The sequence below is a fragment of the Streptomyces sp. NPDC005262 genome, assembly GCF_042872425.1.
GTDB lineage: Bacteria > Actinomycetota > Actinomycetes > Streptomycetales > Streptomycetaceae > Streptomyces.
The window spans coordinates 60,100-80,862 of record NZ_JBIAKK010000019.1 but is presented as its reverse complement, the minus strand read 5'-3'; the positions used below and the strand labels follow the sequence as shown (position 1 = coordinate 80,862).

Sequence of the window (20,763 nt, the reverse complement as noted above, 5' to 3'; positions counted from 1 at the left end):
ACCAGCAGTACAGCTGCAAACGGGGCCACCGGGGAACGCCGAGCGACCGAGAGCGCCGACCCTGGGCGGTCCAAAGACTCAGGGTCCGACCGTGGCCGTTCGTCCCGGGGCCGAACCACAGCCCACCCAGGCGGTGTCCGACTGATCGACCACCCCCCTGGCGATGACCGGCGAGAGTCACGTGCAGACCGCTTCCTCGGCGAGTTCAGGGAACTGAGAATCGAGGACCCGGATGGACCCAGGCCGGCTTCGGCCGGGCTGCCTGGACGCGCCGCGCGTGGCCTCCGGCTCAGCGGCGGATGAGGCCGAGGTCGGTGGCGGTCGCTACGGCAGCGGTGCGGGAGTCGACGTCGAGTTTGGCGTAGACGCGCGCAAGATGGGATTTGACGGTGCCCTCGGTGAGGTGGAGTCGCCGGCCGATGGTCTGGTTGGACAGGCCCTCGGCGACCAGTGCGAGGACTTCGGTCTCGCGACGGGTCAGGGTGGTGGCGGGGGTGCGGAGCCGGTTCATCAGGCGGTCCGCGACGGTGGGTGCCAAGGTGGTGCGGCCGACGGCGGCGGTGCGTACGGCGGCGGCCAGGTCCTCCGGTGGGGCGTCTTTGAGGAGGTAGCCGGTGGCGCCGGCCTCGATGGCGGGCAGGGTGTCGGCGTCGGAGTCGTAGGTGGTGACGACGAGCACGCGGGGGGCGCCGGGGCGGGCGGTGATCTGGGCGGTGGCTTCGGCGCCGCCCATCCCCTTGCCGAACTGCAGGTCCATCAGCACTACGTCGATGTCACCCCCGGCGGCGCGCGTGATCGCCTCCTCGGCAGTGGCTGCCTCGGCCACCACCGTGAGGCCGGGTTCGGTCTCCAGGACGGCGCGGAGCCCGGCCCGTACCACCGGGTGGTCGTCGGCCAGGAGGAGGCGGATGGGGTGGTCGGTCACGGGCGGGCCTCGGGTTCGCTGTTGGCGGGCGGGGTCAGGGGGAGCCGGGCGGCCAGGGTGGTGCCGTGGCCGGGTGCGGTTTCGACGGTGAGGGTGCCGCCGAGGGCGCGCATGCGGGCCCGCATGGCGGCCAGGCCGAAGCCGCCGCTTTCGGGGTCGGGGGCCGGCAGCTGGTCGAGGGCAAAGCCGGTGCCGTCGTCGGCGACGTCTAGGACGACGTGGACGCCGCGGAAGCTGAGGGTGACCTCGGCGGTGGTGGCGTCGGCGTGGCGGATGGTGTTGGCGAGGGCGGACTGGGCGATGCGCAGCAGGGCGACCTCGTGCGCGGTCGGCAGTGGTGTCGGGTCACCGGTGAGCTGGAAGCGTGCTGTGAGCCGGTGCCGGGCGCTCGTGGTGGCACACAGGCGTTCCAGGGCGCCGGCCAAGGTGGCGTCCTCGAGGGCGGGCGGGGTGAGCGCGGCGACGAAGCGGCGGGCCTCGGCAAGGTTGTCCACCGCCGCCTGGCGGGCCTGGTCGATGTAGCCGGCGGCGTTTTCCGGTGTCGTGGGCAGGGCGCGTTCGGCGGCGCGAAGCAGCAGCTGGATGCTGGACAGCCCCTGGGCGAGGGTGTCGTGGATCTCGCGAGCCAGGCGTTCGCGTTCGGCCAGCACCCCAGCGGTGTGCTGGGCGGCGGCGAGGTCCACGCGGGTGGCCGTGAGTTCCTCGATCAGCCGTCGGCGCTGCTCGCTCTCCCGGTACAGCGCCTGGTAGCCCCACACCACCGCGACGGCCACCGCGGCTCCCAGGGCCGGGCCGATCACCATGGCGAAGCTGAAGGAGCCGGTGTGGGCGGCGAACGCAGTGACCGCCGCGAGCGCAGTCGCGGCCACAGCGGCCAGGCCGGCGCGGCGCGGCAGCAGGTGCAGCTGGAGGAAGTACAGCGGGAAGGCGACCCATACCCCGTCGGCGGACAGGGCCAGCAGCGCCAGCCAGCAGGCGCCGACGGCGCCCAGCCACCCAGCCGCGGCCCATCGCGAGCGGCGGATGCGGGGCAGGAGCGGCCCGGCCGCGTACACGACAGCGCACACCGCCGCCACGGCAGCGGTCAGCGCGGCGTGCGGCCGGGCATCGACCACGGCCCGGCCCGCGGTCAGGGCAAGCAAGGCGACGATCAGCAGATGCAGGCACCAGGTCAGGGCCCGGGTGGTGGGAGGCAAGGCGGGAGAGGCGGTGTTCACAGTCCTTCCAGCCTAAAGACGCAGACCCCGGCGCGGCCTCCATCGAAAGTTACAACCCACCTGCCGCCCTTCGGCCCACGAAGTGACCTCTCCGGCCGGATGCCCGGGTAGGAGGGCGGCAGAGACGGTGGAGGCATACCGCTACCGCCACAGAAAAGGGCAGGCCAAAGTCATGTTCGTCGCCTGGAGAGATCTGAAGTTCGCCAAGGGGCGCTTCGCCCTGATGGGCACCGTCATCGTGCTCATCACCCTGCTGGTCGGCCTGCTGTCCGGCCTGACCGCCGGCCTGGGCCGGCAAAACATCTCCGCCATCACCGGCCTGCCCGCCGACAAGATCGTTTTCCAGGCGCCCAGCGGCGGACAGGCCCTGTCGTACACCAGCTCCATCGTCACCCAGCAGCAGTGGCGGCGGTGGGCCAGGACCCCCGGAGTCACCAACGCCCGACCCGTGGGTATCACCACCACCAAGGCCACCGCCGGCGACAAGAGCACCGGGGTCTCCGCCATCGGCGTCCAGCCCGGCTCCGGCCTGGTCCCCGACAGCAACAAGATCAACAACCGGTCGGCGGTGCTGTCCACCAAGGCCGCCGACGACCTCGGCCTGGAGCCCGGCGACACCTTCACCCTGGCCGGCGAGCAACTGACGGTGGCGGCCGTCCAGGGCGACGCCTCCTTCAGCCACACCCCGGTCATCTGGACCAGCCTGGACACCTGGCAGAAGACCGCACCCCCGACCGCCGTCGGCGACCGCCCGACCGCCACCGTCATCGCCCTGAACACCACCTCCGGCGCCGAGACGGCGGCCACCGACCGGGCCGCCGGCACCAAGACGGTCTCCAAGCAGGACTCGCTGTCCGCGATCGGCTCCTACACCTCGGAAAACGGCTCCCTGCAGCTGATGCGCGGCTTCCTGTTCGCCATCTCCGCCCTGGTCATCGGCGCGTTCTTCACCGTCTGGACCATCCAGCGCAGCGCAGATGTCGCCGTCCTCAAGGCCCTCGGCGCCTCCACTGCGAGTCTCCTCAAGGACGCCCTCGGCCAGGCCGTCGTCCTGCTCGCCGGCGGCACGCTGATCGGCACCGGCATCGCCACAGCCCTCGGTGCCCTCGTCGCCGGCAGTGCGGTGCCGTTCCTCCTCGCCCCCGCCACCGTCCTGATCCCAGCCGTCGTGATGATTCTCCTCGGCGTGCTCGGGGCCGCACTGTCCATCCGCCGTATCACCTCCGTCGACCCGCTGACCGCCCTGGGGAGCGCCCGATGAGCCTGAACCTGACCGACATCACCCTCACCTACCCCGACGGCGACACCCGCCTGACTGCCCTCGACCACGTCAGCCTGGAGGTTCCCAGGGGCAGCCTCACCGCCGTGGGCGGCCCCTCCGGCTCCGGCAAATCCAGTCTCCTGGCCGTAGCCGCCACCCTCATCACCCCCGACACCGGCACGGTCACCATCGACGGCATCGAAACCACCGGCATGAGCCGTGGCGACCTCACCGACCTGCGCCGCCACAAGATCGGCATCGTCTTCCAGCAGCCGAACCTGCTGCCCTCCCTCACCGCCACGGAACAGCTCCAGGTCATGGCCCGGATCGATGGCCGTAGCCCCGCCAAGGCTCGCACCCGCGCCCTGGAACTCCTTGACGCGGTCGGCCTGGCAGACCAGGTCCGCCGCCGCCCCCACCAGCTCTCCGGCGGCCAGCGCCAACGCGTCAACATCGCCCGCGCCCTGATGAACGACCCCACCGTCCTCCTGGTCGACGAGCCCACCAGCGCCCTCGACCACGAACGAGGCGCCGCCGTCATCGACCTGATCACCCGCCTCACCCACCAGCAGGCCACCGCCACCGTCCTGGTCACCCACGACCGCACCCACCTCACCGCCGTCGACCAGATCGCCGAAGTCCACGACGGACGTCTCCACCTGCCCACCGCCCGCTGAGCCCATCACGGTGCGGGAACGGGCATTCGGCGCGGCCGCCCGCCTCGCCGACGCCACCGGCGACAGCACGGACGTCCGCGACTTGGCCGGTGGTTCCGCTTCAGCGGTGGTACGCCCTGGGGAGTAGGGAAGCTTCGGTCCGGACAGTGGTCTGTTTCCCTGTTCGAGAAGCAGACCCGCGCGGCCTTCCACTGCCGGACCGCAGCTGTCGGGAAGTCCCTCGACCACGAAACCAGGACATCACCAACTGTTCGCCCCAGGGCATGGCCGATGGATCATGGGTGGGTGAGTGAACGAGCCGTACGGGCACGCCTGCTGGAGGCGGGATTTGAGCAGGTCTACGTGGAGAATGACTGGTACCACGGCCCTCGTTCGGGCCTGGCCTCCATCGGAGGGCTGCCCCACTACTTCGAGTCGGTCGACGGCTATGCGAACCCCGAAGTCGATACCGAGGAGTTCCTCGTCTGGCCCGCCGACCGTATGACCCTGAACACGGAACGAGAGCAGTGGAACATCTTCTGCTCATGGAATGCTGGGTACGAGGCAGGCGAGGTTGCCGCTGACACGCATCCAGCCGGCGGAGGCGTCGACGCGCGCTACGACGAGTTGCAGGTGCTGCTCGGGCCTCGGCGCAGGGCACCGAAAGATGCCCGACGCCTCGTGCCTGAGTGGCGGACATACGAGAGGCTGGGTGGCCGCTACCTCCAAGAAGGCCCGGGCTACCTGGCTCGGTGGCGTCCTGCCTGAAAACCTGCTGCGGTGTCACGAACAGAGCCACATCAGAAGGCGACGTGCCCCATCCGAGCCACGCCGGGCGGGGAACCTCGGAGAACCATAGTGGTGGCCGGGCCCCGCACAGCACAGCGGCCCCTGACTGCTTCACCTGGTCAGGGGCCGTTCACCTGTGGTGGGTGTGTGACTTGAACCCACGGCGACATTGCCGCCACGACGGCTTTCAAGATCGATCAGGGGTTGCCTCGCGCATTGAGATTCCGCCGACCGACGAGGTCGTTGAGTCGCCATCCTGCGCCCAGCGCTTGGTGACCTTGGGTTCGGCTTCTGGCGCCGGCCACACCTGGATGCGGACCTTCTCCCAAGTTTCGGGACTCTCGTCCGAGTCGATGTCGGCTTCAACTGCGCGAGCCAGGTTGCTTCGGGACACGCGGACGCGAGTCCAGCCCGCAGGAACGTCGAACTTGGCCGCGTCGGGGCAGTAGTCCGTGCACCCCAGGACCACCAGCTGGCCCGAGGGTACGTTCAGGCTCGCCTCCACAACGTGATCGAATTCGGTGCTGTCGTCGCCAGGCTCCAGCGGCAGCAGACGAACGGTGACGTGCACGTTGACGTTGACCGCCGTGCCGATCCCCAATGCCGCAGGGGCCACTGCAAGTTGATCTGCAACTGCCTGATCGGTCCATGCCTCGCTCAGGTCTCCGTCAAGCCCTGCGTCGGTGACATGAATCTGGAAGTAGTCGGCGAAGAGGATGAGCTCTGCAGTCGTAGCCATGGCGGCACACTTCCACACCGAACTGACAGGACTCTGGTTGCCAAGATCGATCGCAAGACCCAGGGAAAGAAGCCCGCTGACAGATGATCTACACCCGAGACCTCCGCCCACCACCAGCATGACCACCCCGAACGACCCTCACGCCACCATCCTGACCAGCTACTTCAAGAGGGCGCAGCTTCACTGAAGCTCGCAGCCACGGAACGTCACGGAGTCCACGTAGGTTTCCGAAGCTCGATCGCCGGTTACCGGAAAGTCATATTCGGCGCGGTACGGCTCCGTCCTGCCAGCGGTAGAGGTCGCGCAGCAGGGAAATCTCGCCGCCGTGATGGATCAGCTCCCTGTTCACGTGCAGGACGATGCCCTCCATGGGAAACCGCTCGGGACCCACCGTGGGCGGATTCTCCAGGTCAGCGTCCGAGAGCTCGCGGACCCCCGCGTTCCATCTCCCATACATCTCATCGAGCTGTTTCAGCGCCTCGTCAGCGGTCCCCGCGTAGGCGAACGTCTGGGAGTCGACGTCCTGGCCGCCGAAGTGCCATCCGACCCGATAGCCCAGACAGGAGACGATGATGTGCGCCAGCCGCCAGGCAATCGTGGTCACCGGCGACGGCACCGGGTCAGGGGACGCGGAGTCCATCGTCCATTCCCCCGAGCCTGCCGACATCGGTGCGACCGACGTGCCACGTGGGCGGATGCTCCAGCAGCCGCGCACCGGCTCCCAGAAGTACTCCTCATCGGCAAGACCGTGCAGCCGCGGCCGCAGGTTCTTGTGCCAGTGCCGGTCCAGTTGGTCCGCGAGTCGCTCGCTTCTTGTCATTTCCGCACACTACAGACAACGGAAACCTGGCTGCGCCCCTCGCGGACGCCGTCGCAGGCCGTGGGCCGCGAGAACCTACCGCACCGGGAGATGACGCTGGGGTTTCGATAGCAGACGTCGCGGTCACCCTGGCCCAAGCCTCGTAGCCTCACGCCGGGAATACGGCGGCGAAGCAAGCTGTCCAGCAGTGAAGTGCAGAAACCGCACCAACCGCCGCCGTCGACCCCGGAACTCTCCTGTGCCGGCGGGTCCGTAGTACCGGCTGCCGAGCCCGAGCGTCGCGGTCGGGAACCTCGTCGTGGGACTTGGGTCCCGACCGCGGCGTTCGGTACACGTCAGTTGAGGCTGCTGAGGTGGATCACTTCCTCGTTTACTGGCATGAGGCAGGTGTTTTCGCTGCAAGCTCCGTAGCTGACGATCACGTCGGCCTGGTGGGCGCTGGTTTGCCGGACGGGCAGGGTGAACGTGACGGGACCGTCTGGATAGACAGGGATTTCGGTTGGTAGACCCGCCGGTCGTAGGAGGCGGATCGCTCGGTTCGTCGTCGGCTTGCCGATCGCGGAGAGACCACCGCTGACTGAAAGCCTGGTGGGGATGCCCAGTCCGTCGATGCCCTCCTCGGGGAGGTCGATGCTGTAGATGTGGAAGCCGGGCTGCAGCGGGCTGAAGGTTGCCTGTAGCTCGCGCTGACCGTTGGCCATGGGCAGCAGGGCGACGGTGACCGTGACCCCGTGGGCCGTGGCGTGGCCTGTCGGTTCGGGAACCCGATTTGTGCCGCATCCGCCGAGGACGATGACCGCCAACGTGGTTGAGCCCAGGACGACACCCCACGAACGCGGGCTGGTCACTGGTTCCCGCTGGGTGCCCAGCGGGTCAGGAACGCGCTGACCTGGCCGGCATCCATGGTTTGGGCATTGGCGAAGGAGCCGTCGTTGGTGGCGGTCCGCACGGTGCCGTCGGAACGCAGGACGACCAAGGCCGGAATCCCGCTGGTCTGCAGGTTGACGTACTGACCGGCGAGGTCGATGTTGTGGTCGAACTCGCCGACGTCGACGGCGACCACGACATAATCCTTCTGCAGCAGCGGCTCGACCTGGGCAGAGTGGAACATCACGTCCAGAACCTTGCAGTCCGGACACCAGTTGGCACCGAAGTCGATCAGTACTTCCCGATGTTCCTTCGCCGCCGTAGCGAGGGCGGCCTCGATGTCGTCTTTCGCGTTTCGGTTGGCGTCGTATCCGTCAGGCAGGACTTGAGCGGTTTCCGATGTCGCCTCTGGACTGCGGCGGTTGCCGGGAGACATTTTCGCGGTGGGCATGGCCGTTGCGGTAGGTGTCGTCGCCGTGTCACCCGGAGCCTGGGCGGCGGTGGTACTGCTGGAAACACAGCCTGCAGTCAGGACGACGGCTGATATAGCAGCCACCAGACCAGGGCGTACTCGGCGCATGGGGTTCCCCTCCCGCAAGTGATCAGTCGCAGGAGGATAGCGGTAAGCCAGTTGTCGGCTCACACCCAGTCTGATGACGGTCCGGCCCGCCCGTCGCCCAACGCGCACACCCCTATCGGTCGCCCACGCGATGGCCGCCCGATCTGCCCGGTCCGGGGCGCGGACCCGACCACCCCGTCCAACGCCCAGCTCGGCGACCCCGTACAGACGCCCGCTGCCCCTCCGTCCGGCACCGTCGGGGACCAGGAGAGCCTCTCTGGCTCCGTAGGTGAGAACGGAGAACGTCTGTAGACGAGTTGCAGGAGCAGTCGCTTGTTGCTGATGTCTGGGACGTTGCTGAGATTTGGAGACGCCTGTCTGGCGTGTCGACGTCAGTCAATGGTTCACGGAGGCTGCCATGCCTGTGATCGCTGCGTCGGCGTCGTCTGTCAGCGCTGGACGGCCCCCGGCAGGGTAGCGGTGCCGTTCAGGCAGCGGTCGAGGAGTGCGTGCATGCGCGGAACGGGGAGCGCCGGATTGGCCGCAGCGCCCTCGGCGGTACGGGGGTTGGCGAGGAGGGCCTCCAAGGCTTCCCGTGACAGGCTCGGGTTGGCGGCCGCTGCCCGGCGCACAGACGTGTCGGAGTCCTCCACCGGAGGGTCGGGCAAGGCAGGATCCGCTGCGGCCAGGGCCCGTACCTCAGGATCTGGGTGGCCGATGAGGTGAGACCGGCCGGTACGGGGGAACGCGGGCAGGGCCAGCAGGTGCGGACGGTGGGCCGGGCGGGTGACGAAGACATCCAGAAGGAGGTGCGGCGGAGCCAGCGGGTGATGGCAGGCCAGCCGGATCCTCACCTCCTCGTCGTCGTCCTGCGCGAGCGTCGCGACGAGGTCCGCCGAAAGGCCCGGCCAACTTGCCGCAACCCGGCGGAGCACCGGTTCCTCGGAGACCGCACAGGCGGCGAACCAGTCGGGAGACGGCCCGAAGGCCGGCCCACTGTTCGACTCGGTAAACGGCTCGGTGATCGGGCAGACGCAGTCCGGGCTGTGGTCGATGATCCTGTGGATCACCTCGTACTCGGTCCAGGCGCGGGAGAATGGGTGGAGGCGTGCGCGCATCCGCACGTCGTCGCCCGGGTCCCCCCTCAGCTCCGCCACCAGGTCCGGCCCCAGGTCGGGCCGGGTGGCGACCAACGCGCGGACTTTCGCCTCGGGGTGGCGGGCGAGCCGGGCGACGGCGTAGGCCGGGGTGTGCCGGTTCTGGGCCAGGAGGTGCACCGTGCCGTCCGCGAAGCACTGCTCGACGAGCGCGGCGGACAGGGCGCACGTGCCGAACACGAATCCGTTGCGCGAACCGAAGGACGGAAGCCTGGCCTCCACCCGTTCCGGGTCCAGCACCCAATTCCTGTCCTGGGCTGCTTCACGGACCGCGGGGTCCGGATCGTTGAGCAGCGCCGCCCGCTGCGCCGGGGTGAGGGACTGCCACCTCCAGGTGGCCCGTATCCGGAGTTCGGGGTGCTCGTGGCCGGCCATGCGTCGGAAGAAGGACAGCGGGATCTGCCGGGACGATTCGAGCTCCCCTATGATCTCGTGCTCGGTGACCTTGCCGTCCTCGCCCCCGTCACGGGCGGTCAAGAGGGTCACGAGGATGTCGTCCGGCAGCGGTCGGACCCACCGGGGGTAGTGACGGGGGCCGGCGGCGAGCCACCCGCGGACGACCCCTGACGGGTCCGTCGCCAAGGGGGCGAGTCGCGCCGGGTCGACGTACCGGTTGCGGGCGAGCGCGCGGCGGATGACGTAGTCCGGATGGTGTAGGGCCGCGTCGATGACGGCGTCAGGCAGGTTACGACCCTCGCACATCAGCAGGCCGGCTTCACCAACCGCTCGATCCAGCAGGCGTACCAGTACGTCGGAAGGCGCCGTCGGATTGAAGGCGATGCCGCGCAACCACAGTTCACGCAGAGAGTCGGACACCGTGTCATCCTGCCACCTCGCCTCCCGAACCGAGCCGCCCGACAGCTGCCGCGGTGGCGCCTACCGGCGGTTCCGTCCGCAGGGCTTCGGACCACGTGGCGAGGGCCTTGCTCATCATGCGCACCCTGACTGGGCACACAGCCAGGTCCGCATCAAGGCAAGAGATCCGCGGCAGGTCAAGCAACCGGGCGTTGCTGAAACTCGGCTACATCATCTTCCGTGCCCTCGGGGTGTTCTCGCTCTCGGGCCAACAAACGCTCTCGCTACTGGGTTCTGGCACACATTTCGTGAAAGATCTTGCTAGCTCTCGTCAGCAGGCTGTTGGACGTGCGGGGTGCTCATCGTCGATTCCGATGTCCTCCACCCGACTCACCGTCACCGGGACACACGCGACAGACTGACCATCAGTTCGGCCGGTCAGGCGGCAGCAGCCCGCAGATCCCCCGCCGTCAGCAGCGACAGCAGGCCGATGTCCCGGGCCGCGAGGGCATCCGCGCCACCTTGCTCCCGGTCGATCACACACAAAGCTTCATGGACCTGGGCCCCCAGGCCGCGCAGGTCCGCGGTCGACAGCACGATCTGTCCACCGCTGGTGACCACGTCCTCAACGACCAGCACCCGCCGGCCCACGACCTCGGCGCCCTCGGCGAGACGGCAGGTGCCATACGGCTTGGCCTGCTTGCGCACGAACGCGCACGGCAGACCCGTATGCCGGCCGAGCGCAGTCACCACAGGGATGCCACCCATCTCCAGGCCGGCCAGCACCTCCGTGCCGGACGGCACCAGTGGCGCCATCCGCTGGGCGATCTCGTCCAGCAGCGCGGGATCGCCTTCGAACCGGTACTTATCGAAGTACTCCGTCGCGGCCAGTCCGGACCGCAGCGTGAAATGGCCCTCCAGATGAGAGACGGCATGGATGCGGCGAGCAAGATCAATATGTTTCATAGGCAGCCAGCCTTCCAGGCGTCCCGCCCAGCCACGACACGGGCTCGCCGCACGAAACCAGCCCGAGGAGGCATCCACGCCGACACCGTGAACACGAAGCCGACATTATGACCACCAAACCCAAACACCCCTGCGGCCGCTGGAGCGTTCTGAGTCCCGCACGCCGTCAACGCCAGTGACGCGTCGTGCTCATCCATCATGTCGGCCGACACAGTCGCGGACCACGCGTCACCAGGTCCGGCGTCACCGGAGCCCGGCGACGCGTGGTCCGTGCAGCTCACGTGACGCGCGCCTCGTGCCGGCGAGAGCTAGCAAGATCTTTCACGGAATGTGTGCCAGAACCCGCTACTGACCGACAAAGCCGGCCTGTCCAAGCTGCTGGCCCGTGAGAAAGCTCTTGGATCTGCTGGGCTTGGGCAATTCCGAGGACCTGGCCGCGTTCGTCAAGACGCACAAGACGCAGCAGGACGCGCAGCTGACGGAGGCGCAGCGCCGGGAGAAGGCTGCCGACGACGCCCTCAGTCGCCGGTGCCGCCCGTGAAGCTGCTGCTGTCGCCCGCGAATAAGGGCCGCGCTGCGCCGCTTCGCTCTGGTCGCACTCGGTGCCACCGGAGCGGAGCTCGCCGACGCCGAGCTGCTGCTGACCGGTTGGCAATGACGCCGACGACCGGGCCCTCACCGACCTGTCCGCCGCACTCAAGGCCCGGCGCCCGGATCTGTTCGGCGCCACGCCTACCCCGCCGACGGCGCCCGGTGACGTGCGTGTGTTCCGCCGTGGGGGTCGGAACACACGCGCGTGTCGCCGGCTCAACGCGCCCTCCGGCCGCCGCGTCACGCCGCCGAATGGTGGATTCGGGCCCCTTCCCGCCTGCGGGTTCCCACGATGAGGGCGGGTGAACCGGGGTAGCGTCAAATCAGCTGTCATGGTTCCTACCCGTCGCCCGTGAGCGCGAGTTCACGGGCGGCCCTGCTGTTCACAGTGTCTGAGGGCCAGGGCGATCACCTCCGGACCCCGCACGGTGCGGGCCGGCTTCGAGTCCCCTTGGAGGACAAATATGGCCAGCGGAACCGTCAAGTGGTTCAACGCAGAAAAGGGCTTCGGCTTCATCGAGCAGGACGGCGGCGGGCCGGACGTCTTCGCCCACTACTCGAACATCGCCGCCCAGGGCTTCCGCGAGCTCCAGGAGGGTCAGAGGGTGAACTTCGACATCACCCAGGGCCAGAAGGGTCCCCAGGCAGAGAACATCACTCCCGCCTGAGCTGCATCCGTAACGACGCCCGCCCCCGCACGGCACTCGCAGGGGCGGGCGTCGTGCGTCAGGGCTCTGATCCGCCGCTACCGGTCTGCTCGGCAACGCAAGGTTACGCCAGGCGCCCAGGGGCCCCGCTGCTGGCGTGTTGAAGAGCTTGGAGGGTGCGCGTGTGGAACGGTGAACTGTCTCCGGCTCACGCCACACAAAAATGAAGGGACTCTTATGGGACACGGCGGAAGTGTGATCACGGAACTCACCATCGATCATCGCGAGGTCGACAGCCTGTTCGAGAGGATCGAGGCGCAGCCGGTCGGCGACAAGCAGCGCCGGAAGCTGGCCGATGAAGTGACCATCGAGCTGGTGCGCCACTCAGTGGCTGAGGAGATGTACCTGTATCCGGCGGTGCGTGAGCACGTCGAGGGCGGAGACGGGATCGCGGACAAGGAACTCTCCGATCACGCGGCGGTGGAAAGGCATCTCCACGAGCTGGAGGGCCTCGATGCGGATGACCCGAAGTTCGACCAGCTGGTGGCGATGCTGAAGCTCGAGGTGAGCGAGCACGTCCGCGATGAAGAGGACAGGCTGTTCCCTCTCCTCGCCGCGGCTTGTACGCCCGAAGCCTTGGACGAATTGGGCGACAAGGTCCGCATGGCCAAGAAGATGGCGCCCACTCGCCCGCACCCCTCCGCCCCGGACACCCCGCCCGGCAACAAGCTGCTCGGCCCCGGCGTCGGCCTGGTCGACCGGGCCCGGGACTTGTTGTCCGGACGCGGCAAGAGCTGAATACCTCACCAGCCCCTTGGGCGTCCGCTCCATCGGCCGGACCAGGATCAGAGGCAATGGCGTTGCCCGCTCCCCAACGCCTTGATCACGATGTCATGATCGGTATGGACGCTCTTGAGGGAGTTTCATCCATCGGCTTTCGCGGCCGCCGCCGTCACAGGAGGCTGGACATCATGGTCACCGCCCGCCTTGGGCGCGGGCGGCGATTCTCGGACAGCCCGCAAATCGCAAATTATCCGATATGTGGCATTGGTTTGGATCCTCAGAGGTTTCGTCGCGCTCGGGTCCGACTCGGGCGGGAGAAGGGGCCCACCGCTGGCACCTCCGCGTCGGCGCAGACATGAAGCCATCGGCGGATGAGGTGATGGCCCGGGCGCGAGGTGAGCCCCGTCCTGCCGCGCTGGGGATGCAGCACGAGGTGCGCGGCGGCCCGGCTCGCTGGAGTCTGATGATCATGCAGCGTAAGGATGCGCCGGGAAGCGGAGACGTAGAGCAACTTCTGGACGAGCTCTACGCCACGCCGCCGCCCGCTTTCGTCTCCCGCCGTGAGGAGCTTGCTGCCGAGGCCAAGGATCGTGCCGACGTGCCCGACAGCCCGCTTAGCTGACGGGATCTGATTTGCCGGGCGTTCGCCGCATCCAACTGGCTAGCCCACAGGCCAATGTGGGTTCGGCATGCCGTCATCGTTCATGTGCGCCCGCTGCCAGATCCCTTTCCAGTTGAACGGGGTCTCCGGGACGAACCGGTGCCGCTGCCCGCACGGACATGGCGCCAGCACCCAGGCGCACCCACGGCACAGCTCCACCCAGCCGTGCCCGGTCGAGTTCGACGCTAGCGGTCTCTCGTCCCCGCAGGCGGGGCAGCCAGGGAGATCGGCGCCGTCCAGAATCGCGTTCTGCCGCCGGACGTACTCGGGCAGCCGCAGCGACGGATGGCGAAACGGGTCTTCGTACCAAGCGCGGTTCGGGCTCTCCCACCAGCTCCGCAGCCACCACGGCCGCGGGTTCACTACAGCCCGCCGCCCGGCCCGCTTCTCCGCTCGACGTTGCGCGGCGTACTCCTCCGCCCTCGCGAGCCACAGCACCCGCGCCTCATGCAGTTCCTCCACCGCCCGCACCAGCGCGTCCGGGTCCGCCTCCAGCCGCCGGGGGATCGCGGCGCTGAGCGTGAGGTGGTGGTACGTCGCCCGGAGGCCGTACGGCGCAAAGACGGTGATGCAGGTCCGCAGCGCGCTGTGCCGGCGGCGGAGAGGGAGGCGGCCATCGTGCACGCGCGCTCGGTGGGTTAGGAAACTGGTCATGGTGTGGGCGCCAGGTCCAGTGCCCGTGCCAGGGCGGCAGTGACGGCGGCGGCGTGTGCCGGCAGGTGTTGTTCAGCCCAGGTTCCGGCAAGGCTGAGGAAGTCCTGCAAATCCTGCTGGGCGCCGGCGACGAGCCTGCGTACCTGGTCTGCCGACAGCTCGATCACCGGGCTGCCGTCCGTCCCGTGGGCGTCGAGCGTGAGCCGGACAATGTCGCCGACGCGTTCGGCCACCGAGAACGGGTCGTGGCCGAAGTAGGCGCAGCCGGTGTCGTCGAGCACCTCCAGCCAGTCCCGCCAGGTCTCCAGGCCGTTGCAGCAGCCAGGCTCGACGAAGACGGTGTCGGTGGCGTTGTCGCTCACCCGGAAGCCGCCGGCGGCGAACAGGTCAGGCATCGTGAGCAGCCCGTGCAGGAATGTGCCGAGTGGGTCGGTCGGGCACGGCCCGTGCTCCTCCTCCGGCTCGAAGTCGTTGCAGTCGGCGATTCGCATAACCGCCGTGCCGACCTCCGCCGGAGTCAGCTCCCCGTTCAGCACGAGGTAACCATATGACTCGTGCTCGCCAACCGGCCAGAGCTCGAAGTCGTCGGCAGTGGAGATCTCCAGAACGGGTTGCATAACAATCACATGGGGATGATGCCGGACCCACTGCTACACCGCCACGGGCTTTCAGCTGCCGCATCGGCTCGAAGCGGGCCTGCTACCTGGGCAGTTTCGCGGTGCGCTCCGGGCAGGCGCTGCCGACATAGCGCATGTCGGTCTGCTCGGTGATGCCGAACAGGCTCATCAGCCGGAGCGGGTCGGCGCATTCGGCCGCCTCATTGAGGATGCGGTCCTGGCGCAGACCGCTCAGCGTCAGCCCGGGGGGAGGACTCCACGGAGAAGCCCGATGTTGACCGCCGGGTGGTCCCCGTCAACCGCGGTCTTCTGGCTGACCAAGAAGTGGGGATTGGCCGACGCCGGCCACCGGCGATGGCGGTAGGTGCTCCAGTCCGCGGCGATCTGGTGGGTGAGCTCCTCCAGGTGGAGGGTGTGCCGCAGCAGACCGCGTTCGTGGAGCATTCGGTTGGGCATGCCAACCATCGGTACCTTTCCGAAGGCAACGGACGGCTGGTGACCGCGCTGCCCGGAGGCCATGCCGGCCGCGTGTCCCGGTAGCGGTCGGCGTATCAGTCGGCGACGGCGGGCTCAGGCAGGCCGGCTGGGACGTCGCGGACGCCCAGGCGCAGGTGCTCGACGTGGTACAGGGCCTGGTCGAGGAGCTCGGCGACGTGGTTGTCGTAGAGGGCGTAGACGATCGAGCGCCCGTGCCGCTCGCCGGTGACCAGCCCGAGGTTGCGCAGCAGGCGGAGCTGGTGGGAGCAGGCGGAGGCTTCCATGCCGACGGCCTCCGCGAGCTCGCTCACCGAGCAGGCGCCTTCCTGTAGGCGGGCCAGGATGTAGAGCCGCGAGGGTGTGGCGAGGGCCTGGAGGGTGGCGGCGACGTCGGCGGTGCCGACCGTGTCGAGGCGCTCGCGGGTGGTGGCGCTGCTGGCGGTTTCGGTTCCGTGGCCCATACGGACATCATAGCCATCACACCTGAAGACCTGTTCAGGTGTTCCTGTATGGTGAGAGTGTTGCCTCGTTCGCCCGTGAAGGGTTGTTTTGTCATGTCTTCTGTTCTGGACCAGCGGCCCGCGCCGGCCGTAGCCGGGCCGCGCTCGGCTCCGCCTCGGCGGCGCACCCGGGTGCTGGCGCTGCCGGAGGCCCGGTGGGCGCTGGCCGCGCTGGTCCTGTTCCTGATCGCCCTCCCGCTGGAGGTCTTGGGCGCCCCGGCGTGGGCGTGGGGTCCGCTGTTCGCCGCCACCTACATCACAGGCGGCTGGGAGCCGGGATGGGAGGGCCTGAAGGCCCTGAAGGACAAGACCTTGGACGTGGATCTGCTGATGGTGGTGGCCGCTCTCGGCGCCGCGGCCATCGGGCAGGTCGTGGACGGGGCGCTGCTGATCGTCATCTTTGCGACATCCGGCGCCCTGGAGGCGGTGGCGACCGCCCGTACGGCGGACTCCGTACGGGGGCTGCTCGACCTCGCGCCGACGACGACGGCCCGGCTGGTGCCCGGCGGCGGAGAGGAGACCGTCGCCGCCGAGGACCTGAAGGTCGGGGACATCATTCTGGTGCGGCCCGGCGAGCGGGTCGGAGCCGACGGGCAGGTCCTGGAAGGCGCGAGCGACGTCGACCAGGCCACCATCACCGGCGAGCCCCTGCCCGTGGCCAAGCAGACGGGGGACGAGGTGTTCGCCGGCACGGTCAACGGCACCGGCGCACTGCGCGTGCGCGTCGAGCGGGATCCGGCGGACTCTGTGATCGCCCGGATCGTGAAGATGGTCGAGGAGGCGTCCGAGTCCAAGGCCCCCACCCAGCTGTTCATCGAGAAGATCGAGCAGCGGTACTCGATCAGCATGGTCATCGCGACCCTCGCCGTCTTCGCGATCCCGCTCGCCTTCGGCTCCGCCCTCCAGCCCGCCCTGCTCCGGGCGATGACGTTCATGATCGTGGCCTCACCCTGCGCGGTCGTGCTGTCCACGATGCCGCCGCTGCTGTCCGCCATCGCCAACGCGGGGCGCCACGGCGTCCTGGCCAAGTCCGCCGTCGTGATGGAGCGCCTGGACCAGGTCGACGCTGTAGCCCTGGACAAGACCGGCACCCTGACCGAGGGCACGCCCCGCGTCACCGATGTCCGTCCTCTGCCCGGTTCCGGGCTGCACGAGGATGGTCTGCTCGCGCTGGCGGCCGCAGCCGAGCACCCGAGCGAGCACCCGCTCGCCCGCGCCATCGTCGACGCCGCCCGCGAACGCCGTCTGCCGCTGCCCGACGCGCTCGACTTCATCTCCGCCCCCGGGCAGGGCGTGAGCGCCACCGTCGCGGGCCGCACCGTCCAGGTCGGATCGCCCGCCCGCCTTCCGGCCACCACCGGGCCCGCGTCCGTAGCGGTGGCGGAGCTGGAGGAGGCCGGGCAGACCGCGGTCCTCGTCCTACGCGACGACAGCCCGGTCGGGGTGATCGGCATCGCCGACCGGCTGCGGCCGGACGCCGCCGCCACCGTCGCCGCCCTCACCGAGCTGACCGGCCGGACCCCGGTCCTGCTGACCGGCGACAACGAACGCGCCGCCCGCCACCTGGCCGCCCAGGTCGGCATCACCGACGTCCGCGCCGGACTGCTTCCGGAGGACAAGGCCGCCGCCGTACGGGAGTGGGAGGGCGAAGGCCGCAAGGTGCTGGTGGTCGGCGACGGCGTCAACGACGCCCCGGCCCTGGCCGCCGCGCACACCGGCATCGCCATGGGCAAGGCCGGCTCCGACCTGGCCCTGGAGATCGCCGACGCCGTCGTGGTCCGTGACGAACTCGCCACCATTCCCACCGTCGTCGCCCTCTCCCGGGTCGCACGGCGTCTGGTCATCCAGAACCTCCTCATCGCCGGCGTCTTCATCACCGCCCTGGTGGCCTGGGACCTCATCGCCACCCTCCCGTTGCCGCTCGGCGTCGCCGGACACGAAGGCTCCACCGTCATCGTCGGTCTCAACGGCCTGCGCCTGCTGCGCGAAGCCGCCTGGAAGAACCCCATCCGACGAGGTGCCGCATGAGCAGACGCTCCCGCCGTGCCGCTTCTACACCGGGCGCCGGGGGGGAGCGGTACGGCTCACGGTCACTGTGTGCCGCGGCTGCTGGTCTTCAAGTGCGGCCCATGCCGGTTGGGCGGCGAGCGGACCGGGCACCGCACGCAGCAACAGTCCCAGAAGCCGTCGCCGGCCAACGGTGCAATGCAGTCGGAGGTTTCTGATGGCCGTGCTTGCCGCGCAGCTACGGGCCCACGCCGCGCTGGACGTGACGGTCAGGCGCCGAGACGTGTCCCGGGTACCCGTGCCGATGCCGTCCACCCGTCCGGTCTGCTTCTGTGCATGGGTTCTGTGTGGTCCGGCCGCCGGAGTGAGATCCCGGGCCGGATCGCAAGGAGACGGACCGCATGACGAACACCACGGTCTGGGCGTGCTCTGCGTCATACGATCCACATCCAGCCGGGCAGTAGCGTGCGCACGCGATCCACGCTCGATCGGAGTCCTCGATGCCCGCAGATCTCTCCCCGCTCATCGCCGCTACTACGCAGTGGCTGACGCGAGCATTCCCGGCCGCCGGCGGCGCGCTCGCGGCTGTTCTGTCCGAGGCACAGGCGCGCCAGGCCGTCACGGTCGCTGCGTGGTTGCGTTACCCGACAGCCGTGGACGCAGCCTTGGTGATGATGGCTGGTCCCGGTGGATCCGCACGGCTCGACTGGATCGCCGGAGCGGACATGCCTGACGAAGTCGACACCGAGGACTGGGCCTGGCGGAGCTGGGTCGACGAGGTCGTCGCCAGCTGGGCAGCCTGCCTGCTGGCTGCCCCGGATGCGGCGAAGGAGGCGGTGGAAGCGGTTGCCCACAGCGAGCACACTGCCGTCGGGCCTGTCGAATTCCGGCGCCTGACGGCGCCGGATGCCCACGACATGTCGGCTGCACCCCTACTGCGCCACCCGGAGCTGTCGCAGCCGATAGCCGCTCTGTATCACGCCGGCCTCATCGACCGGCTCCGTCGAGGCCCAGCGCTGGCCCGCTGAGGACAATGCCGCTGGTCCATGCCCTCGCTGACCACGGCTCCGGGTTACTTCATCTGCCGGCGGGCCTGTTTCACCTCCTCGTCGATGGCCCAGGCGTCGGCAACCGGTCCGAGGTGGCCCAGCTTGTCGGGGTTGATCACCGAGCGGATGGTCTGGATCTGCCCGTCGAGCACCTCGAGGGCCAGGGCATGGAGGACCTTGCCGTCCCGGTCGCGGCAGATGGCGCCGGGCTGGCCGTTGACCTCGCGTGGCTCGAACGTCACGTCGATCCGGGCCAGCAGCGGGAAAACGGAGGCCAGCAGCCGGGCGACGTTCTCGGAGCCGATGATGGCCCTGGCCAGCTGCGGGGCCTTGCCGCCGCCGTCCCCGACCATCTGCACGTCGGCGGCCAGTAGATCCCGCAGGCCGGCGACATCGCCCTCGCGGAGGGCGTCGAAGAACCGTGTCGCCAGCTCCTGCCGCTCCCGCCGGTCCGCTTCGAACCGCGGCCGACCGGCGGCCATGTGCCGCCGTGCCCGTACCAGCAGCTGTCGGCACGCCGCCTCCGAACGCTCCACCGCCGATGCGATGTCGTCGAACCCGAAGCCGAACACCTCCCGCAGCACGAACACCGACCGTTCCAGCGGGCTGAGTCGCTCCAGAAGCAGCAGCGCCGCCATCGACACCGAGTCGGCCAGCTCCGCCGAACGCGCCGGATCCTGATACGGATCGCTCAGCAGTGGCTCGGGGAACCACGGGCCCACGTACGCCTCCCGCCGCACCCGCGCGGAGCGCAGCACGTCGATCGAGAGGCGCGTCACGGTGGCGGACAGAAAGGCCTTGACCGACGTGGGAAGGGTCGTCGAGCCGTCGAAGCGCAGCCATGTCTCCTGCACCGCGTCCTCGGCCTCGCTCACGCTGCCCAGAATCCGGTAGGCGATCGAGAACAGCAGGGGCCGCAACTCCTCGAAGTCTCCGACCTTGTTCACGCCGCATCCTCCTTGAGGTCTTCCCGCCCTGCCGCATTTCCCGGCACGGGTTCGTTCTGGTGATCTTGCGGTCCCTCGGCGGGGCTGTGCAACGCCCCCGGGACGGGGCTGTGACAGTGGCGCCGGGCGGGTCATCGATGGCCGTTCAGTGGAACTGCCCGACCTCGTAATCGCCGGCCGGCTGCTGGGCGATGATGTTCAGCCGGTTCGCCGTGTTCATGAAGGAGACCAGGAGTGCCAGGGCGGTGAGCTGCTCCCCGTCGTAGTGCTTCGCGGCACGTGCCCAGACCTTGTCGCTGACCCCGCCGGGCACGTCCGCGACCCGGGTCCCCTGCTCCGCCAGCTCCAGCGCGGCACGCTCGGCCTCGGTGAAGACCGTGGCCTCCCGCCACGCCGTCACCAGGTTCAGCCGCACCGAGGTCTCGCCGGCCGCGGCGGCCTCCTTGGTGTGCATGTCGATGCAGACGGCGCAGCCGTTGATCTGGCTCACGCGCAGTGCCACGAGCTCCTGTGTCGCAGCTGGCAGTGGTGACTCCTTGAGCGTCTTGCCCGCCGACATGAGGTGCTTGAGGGCCTTGGCGGCGGTCGGGCTGGCGAAGTAGTTCAGTCGTGCGTCCATTACGTTCTCCTCCTGCTCGTCGGTGGCTACACCCCCCCAGGACGAGACAGCTCCACACCCTGTGACACGGACGCGTGTGATCCACGTCTCCCTGAATTCGGATGATCCGATGCCTGGCGGCCTGCACGAGAACCGTCATCCGTAGGGCCCGGACACGACGACGGCGAGGGCGCCCGCCCGGTCGACGCGGAGCCGGGATGCGCCCGCGGTGCGGCGGGCTCGGGAGGGTTCGTGGAGGTGGCGTACGACCAGCCAGAGTGCGAGCGCCCCGATCGGTAGATCGGCGCGCCGAGAACGGCCCCGTCCGACGGCGCGCCGGGGTTCGGCGCGGGGCTCGGCGGTCGGTACACGGAGACCTGAGGTCCATGCGCCTGAGTGGGGTGACTCGTAGCGGGCACACGAGCTGAATGCCGGATGTTCCGCAGCTATTGGTTGAGACGACGCGCCGCCTCTGCCCGAG

General features: G+C 69.1%; 23 protein-coding genes. 9 read left to right on the top strand and 14 right to left on the bottom strand.

Translation table 11 applies throughout. From position 1 onward, the window contains the following. Positions 1-289: 289 nt before the first annotated feature. Together ACFYP5_RS33075 and ACFYP5_RS33070 are read right to left on the bottom strand one after the other, a co-directional pair. On the bottom strand, positions 290-925 hold the full coding sequence (locus ACFYP5_RS33075; protein ID WP_389042697.1) for a response regulator: 636 nt from the start codon (positions 923-925) through the stop codon (positions 290-292). Continuing rightward, a complete protein-coding gene (locus tag ACFYP5_RS33070) occupies positions 922-2,142 on the bottom strand; it encodes a sensor histidine kinase (RefSeq protein WP_389042696.1) in 1,221 nt (406 codons plus the stop codon). The genes ACFYP5_RS33075 and ACFYP5_RS33070 overlap by 4 nt, the downstream gene beginning before the upstream one ends. A 172-nt stretch (positions 2,143-2,314) precedes the next feature. Between ACFYP5_RS33070 and ACFYP5_RS33065 the strand changes: the two genes are divergently transcribed. The 3 genes from ACFYP5_RS33065 (at position 2,315) to ACFYP5_RS33055 (ending at position 4,827) form a co-directional block, all read left to right on the top strand. After that, positions 2,315-3,403 carry an ABC transporter permease gene (locus tag ACFYP5_RS33065; RefSeq protein ID WP_389042694.1) on the top strand — a complete coding sequence of 363 codons (1,089 nt, stop codon included), beginning with the start codon at positions 2,315-2,317 and terminating at the stop codon, positions 3,401-3,403. Next, a complete protein-coding gene (locus ACFYP5_RS33060; protein WP_389042692.1) occupies positions 3,400-4,080 on the top strand; it encodes an ABC transporter ATP-binding protein in 681 nt (226 codons plus the stop codon). The genes ACFYP5_RS33065 and ACFYP5_RS33060 overlap by 4 nt, the downstream gene beginning before the upstream one ends. Before the next feature lie 285 nt (positions 4,081-4,365). After that, positions 4,366-4,827 (top strand): hypothetical protein, encoded by a 462-nt coding sequence (locus ACFYP5_RS33055; RefSeq protein ID WP_389042690.1) that lies wholly within the window; start codon positions 4,366-4,368, stop codon positions 4,825-4,827. Positions 4,828-5,035: 208 nt separating this feature from the next. Here ACFYP5_RS33055 and ACFYP5_RS33050 read toward each other — a convergent pair whose 3' ends face one another. The 6 genes from ACFYP5_RS33050 to ACFYP5_RS33025 all read right to left on the bottom strand — a co-directional run bounded on the left by ACFYP5_RS33050 (position 5,036) and on the right by ACFYP5_RS33025 (position 10,829). Beyond that, entirely contained in the window at positions 5,036-5,587 is a 552-nt protein-coding gene (locus tag ACFYP5_RS33050) for a hypothetical protein (RefSeq protein ID WP_389042688.1), read from the bottom strand. A gap of 256 nt (positions 5,588-5,843) precedes the next feature. Next, positions 5,844-6,407 (bottom strand): DinB family protein, encoded by a 564-nt coding sequence (locus ACFYP5_RS33045; RefSeq protein WP_389042687.1) that lies wholly within the window; start codon positions 6,405-6,407, stop codon positions 5,844-5,846. A gap of 335 nt (positions 6,408-6,742) precedes the next feature. Further along, complete coding sequence (locus ACFYP5_RS33040; protein ID WP_389042685.1) at positions 6,743-7,108, bottom strand: hypothetical protein; 366 nt, start codon at positions 7,106-7,108, stop codon at positions 6,743-6,745. 143 nt (positions 7,109-7,251) lie between these two features. Continuing rightward, the gene (locus tag ACFYP5_RS33035; protein WP_389042683.1) at positions 7,252-7,725 is read right to left on the bottom strand and encodes a thioredoxin family protein; all 474 of its coding nucleotides are present in this window, start codon (positions 7,723-7,725) and stop codon (positions 7,252-7,254) included. A gap of 557 nt (positions 7,726-8,282) precedes the next feature. Continuing rightward, on the bottom strand, positions 8,283-9,806 hold the full coding sequence (locus ACFYP5_RS33030) for a hypothetical protein (RefSeq protein ID WP_389042681.1): 1,524 nt from the start codon (positions 9,804-9,806) through the stop codon (positions 8,283-8,285). Positions 9,807-10,223: 417 nt separating this feature from the next. Beyond that, positions 10,224-10,829 carry an orotate phosphoribosyltransferase gene (locus ACFYP5_RS33025; protein WP_389042679.1) on the bottom strand — a complete coding sequence of 202 codons (606 nt, stop codon included), beginning with the start codon at positions 10,827-10,829 and terminating at the stop codon, positions 10,224-10,226. Between the two features lie 307 nt (positions 10,830-11,136). Between ACFYP5_RS33025 and ACFYP5_RS33020 the strand changes: the two genes are divergently transcribed. The 4 genes from ACFYP5_RS33020 to ACFYP5_RS33005 all read left to right on the top strand — a co-directional run bounded on the left by ACFYP5_RS33020 (position 11,137) and on the right by ACFYP5_RS33005 (position 13,394). Continuing rightward, the gene (locus ACFYP5_RS33020) at positions 11,137-11,292 is read left to right on the top strand and encodes a hypothetical protein (RefSeq protein WP_389042677.1); all 156 of its coding nucleotides are present in this window, start codon (positions 11,137-11,139) and stop codon (positions 11,290-11,292) included. A 514-nt stretch (positions 11,293-11,806) separates the two neighbouring features. Then, positions 11,807-12,010 carry a cold-shock protein gene (locus tag ACFYP5_RS33015; RefSeq protein ID WP_267009397.1) on the top strand — a complete coding sequence of 68 codons (204 nt, stop codon included), beginning with the start codon at positions 11,807-11,809 and terminating at the stop codon, positions 12,008-12,010. Positions 12,011-12,226: 216 nt separating this feature from the next. Continuing rightward, positions 12,227-12,787, top strand: coding sequence for a hemerythrin domain-containing protein (locus tag ACFYP5_RS33010; RefSeq protein ID WP_389042675.1), 561 nt, complete (start codon positions 12,227-12,229; stop codon positions 12,785-12,787). A gap of 340 nt (positions 12,788-13,127) precedes the next feature. Then, a complete protein-coding gene (locus ACFYP5_RS33005; RefSeq protein ID WP_389042673.1) occupies positions 13,128-13,394 on the top strand; it encodes a hypothetical protein in 267 nt (88 codons plus the stop codon). A 39-nt stretch (positions 13,395-13,433) separates the two neighbouring features. Here ACFYP5_RS33005 and ACFYP5_RS33000 read toward each other — a convergent pair whose 3' ends face one another. The 4 genes from ACFYP5_RS33000 to ACFYP5_RS32985 all read right to left on the bottom strand — a co-directional run bounded on the left by ACFYP5_RS33000 (position 13,434) and on the right by ACFYP5_RS32985 (position 15,642). Then, positions 13,434-14,057, bottom strand: coding sequence for a hypothetical protein (locus ACFYP5_RS33000; RefSeq protein WP_389042672.1), 624 nt, complete (start codon positions 14,055-14,057; stop codon positions 13,434-13,436). Positions 14,058-14,083: 26 nt separating this feature from the next. Further along, complete coding sequence (locus ACFYP5_RS32995) at positions 14,084-14,704, bottom strand: hypothetical protein (RefSeq protein ID WP_389042815.1); 621 nt, start codon at positions 14,702-14,704, stop codon at positions 14,084-14,086. A 237-nt stretch (positions 14,705-14,941) separates the two neighbouring features. Further along, positions 14,942-15,160 (bottom strand): hypothetical protein, encoded by a 219-nt coding sequence (locus ACFYP5_RS32990; RefSeq protein ID WP_389042670.1) that lies wholly within the window; start codon positions 15,158-15,160, stop codon positions 14,942-14,944. A 95-nt stretch (positions 15,161-15,255) separates the two neighbouring features. After that, a complete protein-coding gene (locus tag ACFYP5_RS32985; protein ID WP_389042668.1) occupies positions 15,256-15,642 on the bottom strand; it encodes an ArsR/SmtB family transcription factor in 387 nt (128 codons plus the stop codon). A 93-nt stretch (positions 15,643-15,735) separates the two neighbouring features. Between ACFYP5_RS32985 and ACFYP5_RS32980 the strand changes: the two genes are divergently transcribed. Both ACFYP5_RS32980 and ACFYP5_RS32975 read left to right on the top strand, forming a co-directional pair. Next, entirely contained in the window at positions 15,736-17,709 is a 1,974-nt protein-coding gene (locus ACFYP5_RS32980) for a heavy metal translocating P-type ATPase (RefSeq protein WP_389042666.1), read from the top strand. A 479-nt stretch (positions 17,710-18,188) separates the two neighbouring features. Further along, positions 18,189-18,716: a hypothetical protein gene (locus ACFYP5_RS32975; protein WP_389042665.1), complete on the top strand. Its 528-nt coding sequence runs from the start codon at positions 18,189-18,191 to the stop codon at positions 18,714-18,716. 44 nt (positions 18,717-18,760) lie between these two features. Here the strand turns inward: ACFYP5_RS32975 and ACFYP5_RS32970 are convergent, their stop codons facing one another. Then, positions 18,761-19,684 (bottom strand): RNA polymerase sigma-70 factor, encoded by a 924-nt coding sequence (locus tag ACFYP5_RS32970; RefSeq protein WP_389042664.1) that lies wholly within the window; start codon positions 19,682-19,684, stop codon positions 18,761-18,763. Positions 19,685-19,829: 145 nt separating this feature from the next. Further along, positions 19,830-20,303 (bottom strand): carboxymuconolactone decarboxylase family protein, encoded by a 474-nt coding sequence (locus tag ACFYP5_RS32965; RefSeq protein WP_389042662.1) that lies wholly within the window; start codon positions 20,301-20,303, stop codon positions 19,830-19,832. Positions 20,304-20,763: the final 460 nt, after the last annotated feature.

Bases quoted from the DNA above. Each gene is read 5' to 3' on its own strand.
- ACFYP5_RS33065 (WP_389042694.1), top strand. From the start codon at position 2,315: ATGTTCGTCGCCTGGAGAGATCTGAAGTTCGCCAAGGGGCGCTTCGCC.
- ACFYP5_RS33060 (WP_389042692.1), top strand. From the start codon at position 3,400: ATGAGCCTGAACCTGACCGACATCACCCTCACCTACCCCGACGGCGAC.
- ACFYP5_RS33050 (WP_389042688.1), bottom strand. From the start codon at position 5,587: ATGGCTACGACTGCAGAGCTCATCCTCTTCGCCGACTACTTCCAGATT.
- ACFYP5_RS33045 (WP_389042687.1), bottom strand. From the start codon at position 6,407: ATGACAAGAAGCGAGCGACTCGCGGACCAACTGGACCGGCACTGGCAC.
- ACFYP5_RS33040 (WP_389042685.1), bottom strand. From the start codon at position 7,108: ATGGCCAACGGTCAGCGCGAGCTACAGGCAACCTTCAGCCCGCTGCAG.
- ACFYP5_RS33035 (WP_389042683.1), bottom strand. From the start codon at position 7,725: ATGCCCACCGCGAAAATGTCTCCCGGCAACCGCCGCAGTCCAGAGGCG.
- ACFYP5_RS33015 (WP_267009397.1), top strand. From the start codon at position 11,807: ATGGCCAGCGGAACCGTCAAGTGGTTCAACGCAGAAAAGGGCTTCGGC.
- ACFYP5_RS33010 (WP_389042675.1), top strand. From the start codon at position 12,227: ATGGGACACGGCGGAAGTGTGATCACGGAACTCACCATCGATCATCGC.
- ACFYP5_RS33005 (WP_389042673.1), top strand. From the start codon at position 13,128: ATGAAGCCATCGGCGGATGAGGTGATGGCCCGGGCGCGAGGTGAGCCC.
- ACFYP5_RS32995 (WP_389042815.1), bottom strand. From the start codon at position 14,704: ATGCAACCCGTTCTGGAGATCTCCACTGCCGACGACTTCGAGCTCTGG.
- ACFYP5_RS32990 (WP_389042670.1), bottom strand. From the start codon at position 15,160: ATGCCCAACCGAATGCTCCACGAACGCGGTCTGCTGCGGCACACCCTC.
- ACFYP5_RS32985 (WP_389042668.1), bottom strand. From the start codon at position 15,642: ATGGGCCACGGAACCGAAACCGCCAGCAGCGCCACCACCCGCGAGCGC.
- ACFYP5_RS32980 (WP_389042666.1), top strand. From the start codon at position 15,736: ATGTCTTCTGTTCTGGACCAGCGGCCCGCGCCGGCCGTAGCCGGGCCG.
- ACFYP5_RS32975 (WP_389042665.1), top strand. From the start codon at position 18,189: ATGCCCGCAGATCTCTCCCCGCTCATCGCCGCTACTACGCAGTGGCTG.
- ACFYP5_RS32965 (WP_389042662.1), bottom strand. From the start codon at position 20,303: ATGGACGCACGACTGAACTACTTCGCCAGCCCGACCGCCGCCAAGGCC.